Annotated in this window: 3 protein-coding genes; all 3 read right to left on the bottom strand. The window is 45.7% G+C overall.

Going from position 1 to position 2,394, the window contains the following annotated elements; translation table 11 throughout:
- Nucleotides 1-77 (bottom strand): TetR family transcriptional regulator (locus OQ279_RS18375; RefSeq protein ID WP_503167767.1); only part of this gene is annotated, 77 nt, incomplete at its 3' end.
- A 174-nt stretch (nt 78-251) separates the two neighbouring features.
- Nucleotides 252-1,394: an acyl-CoA dehydrogenase gene (locus tag OQ279_RS18370; protein WP_214476529.1), complete on the bottom strand. Its 1,143-nt coding sequence runs from the start codon at nt 1,392-1,394 to the stop codon at nt 252-254.
- A 24-nt stretch (nt 1,395-1,418) separates the two neighbouring features.
- Nucleotides 1,419-2,394, bottom strand: a 976-nt coding sequence (locus OQ279_RS18365; protein ID WP_266071322.1) for an acyl-CoA dehydrogenase family protein, incomplete at its 5' end; no start/stop codon positions are given.

Genomic DNA, 2,394 nt, shown 5'->3' with positions numbered 1-2,394 from the left:
GCAGCTTTCGCAATTTCCCGTGTTGTTGTCCGATGAAATCCTTTCTGGATAAAAAGAGTAACCGCCCCTTTAATCATCTGATCACGCCGTTTTTTAACGAGACGCTCATCTTTAACAGAAGCCTGCACTTGTCTTTTTTTCATTTTATCAACACCTTTTATTTCATCCATTGCTAATTAATTGTGCAGGATAAAATCTTGTCTGTACCACTACTTTTGTTGAATCTTAATGAAGCCTGTTTCATAAGTTTATCAGGATTGGGTGAGCATTCTTGAGATGACGAGGCGCTGGATCTCTTGAGTGCCTTCGTAGATTTGGGTGATTTTGGCGTCGCGCATGTAGCGTTCTGCTGGATAGTCTTTGGTGTAGCCGTAGCCACCGAAGATCTGGACAGCATCTGTTGTCACTTTCATGGCCGTGTCTCCTGCAAACAGTTTGGACATCGCAGATTCTTTGCCATATGGGAGACCAGCGGATTCTAGCCATGCCGCCTGGTAGGTCAGCAGTCTAGCTGCCTCAATGCCTGTTGCCATATCAGCCAGCTTAAAGCCGATGCCTTGCTGGGCCGCAATTGGCTTCCCGAATTGCTGGCGTTCCTTGGCGTAATCACTAGCCGCATCGAGCGCACCTTGAGCAATGCCAACCGCTTGTGCTGCTATGCCATTTCTTCCTCCGTCGAGGGTTTTCATCGCAATCTTAAAGCCTTCTCCCACATTTCCTAACACATTTTCAATAGGCACTTTGCAGTCCTCAAACATAATTTCAGTTGTCGGTGATGAGCGTATGCCTAATTTCTTCTCTTTTTTGCCCACAGAAAAGCCTTCAAAGCCAGCTTCTACAATGAATGCGGTTGTTCCTCTTTGTTTTTCCTCAGGGCTGGTTAGTGCAAACACCACATAAATATCAGCAATTCCGCCATTCGTAATAAAGATCTTTGAACCATTTAGAACATAATGATCGCCTTCTAAACGGGCCGTCGTTTTCATGCCGCCTGCATCTGATCCGCTGCCAGGCTCTGTTAATCCGTAGGCGCCGATTTTTTCCCCAAGCGCCATAGGCTTTAAGTACTTTTGCTTTTGTTCTTCATTTCCAAATGTATAAATTGGCCAGCCCGCAAGCGACGTGTGCGCGGACAGTGTCACGCCGGTAGAGGCACATACTCGAGATAATTCCTCGACTGCAATACAGTAGGCTAAATAATCACTGCCAATGCCGCCATACTCTTCAGGCCAAGGAATTCCTGTTAATCCAAGCTCAGCCATCTTATCGAACAGCTCGCGATCAAAGCGCTCCTCTTCATCACGCTCAGCAGCGGTAGGAGCCACTTCATTGCGGGCAAAATCACGGACCATTTTCCGAATCATCTCATGCTCTTCTGATAATTTGAAATTCATTTTCTCCCCTGCCTTCTCCATTCACTAAAGGTTTTTGCTGATCACAATCCGCTGAATCTCACTAGTACCTTCATATATTTCTGTTATCTTGGCATCCCGGAAATAACGCTCGACAGGATAGTCCTCTGTATAGCCATAGCCTCCGAAAACTTGGATGGCCTCTGTCGTCACTTCCATCGCTGTTTTTGATGAAAACAGCTTTGCCATGGACGCTTCTTTCCCGCATTTCTCTCCATGCTGGCGCATCTGTGCAGCACGATAGATTAATAGTTTAGATGCTTCAACACTCGTTGACATATCGGCGAGCTTGAAACCAATTCCCTGCTGTGCAGCAATGGTTTTGCCGAATTGCTGGCGTTCAGCGGCATATGCTATGGCAGCTTCCAAAGCGGCCTCTGCAATACCAAGCGATTGCGCAGCAATTCCAATACGGCCAGCATCGAGGTTGGCAAGAGCGATCTTAAATCCTTCTCCTTCTTGACCGAGCAGGTTTTCCACTGGCACTTTCATATCTTCAAAGCTTATTTGAACAGTCCTTGAACCATGAAGCCCCATCTTTTTCTCATCTTTGCCAATCACAAAGCCAGGAGTATTTTTTTCAACAATAAAAGCCGAAATGCCCTTACTGCCGAGTGCAGGGTTAGTAGAAGCAAAAACAATATAAACATCCGCTTCGCCGCCGTTTGTTATAAAAACTTTCGAACCATTTACGATATAGTAATCTCCGTTTCTAATGGCTTTTGATTTCAATGCCGCAGCATCAGAGCCTGCGTTTGGCTCTGTTAGGCAGAACGCACCTAAATATTGTCCGGATGCAAGCTTGGTGACATATTTCTGCTTTTGCTCTTCTGTTCCAAAATAAAGGATCGGGTTCGTTCCTACGGAAGTGTGCACAGATAAAATCACTCCTACCGTTGCGCTCACCTTAGAAATTTCATGAATCGCAGTAATGTATGAAACAAAATCCATTCCTGAACCGCCGTATTCTTCAGGAATAGGG

Origin of the sequence: Salinimicrobium profundisediminis (genome assembly GCF_026241755.1) — a bacterium.
In the GTDB taxonomy this organism is placed as follows: Bacteria; Bacteroidota; Bacteroidia; order Flavobacteriales; family Flavobacteriaceae; genus Salinimicrobium; species Salinimicrobium profundisediminis.
The sequence above is the reverse complement of the archived record's forward strand: the minus strand, read 5'-3'. Positions and strand labels throughout refer to the sequence as shown.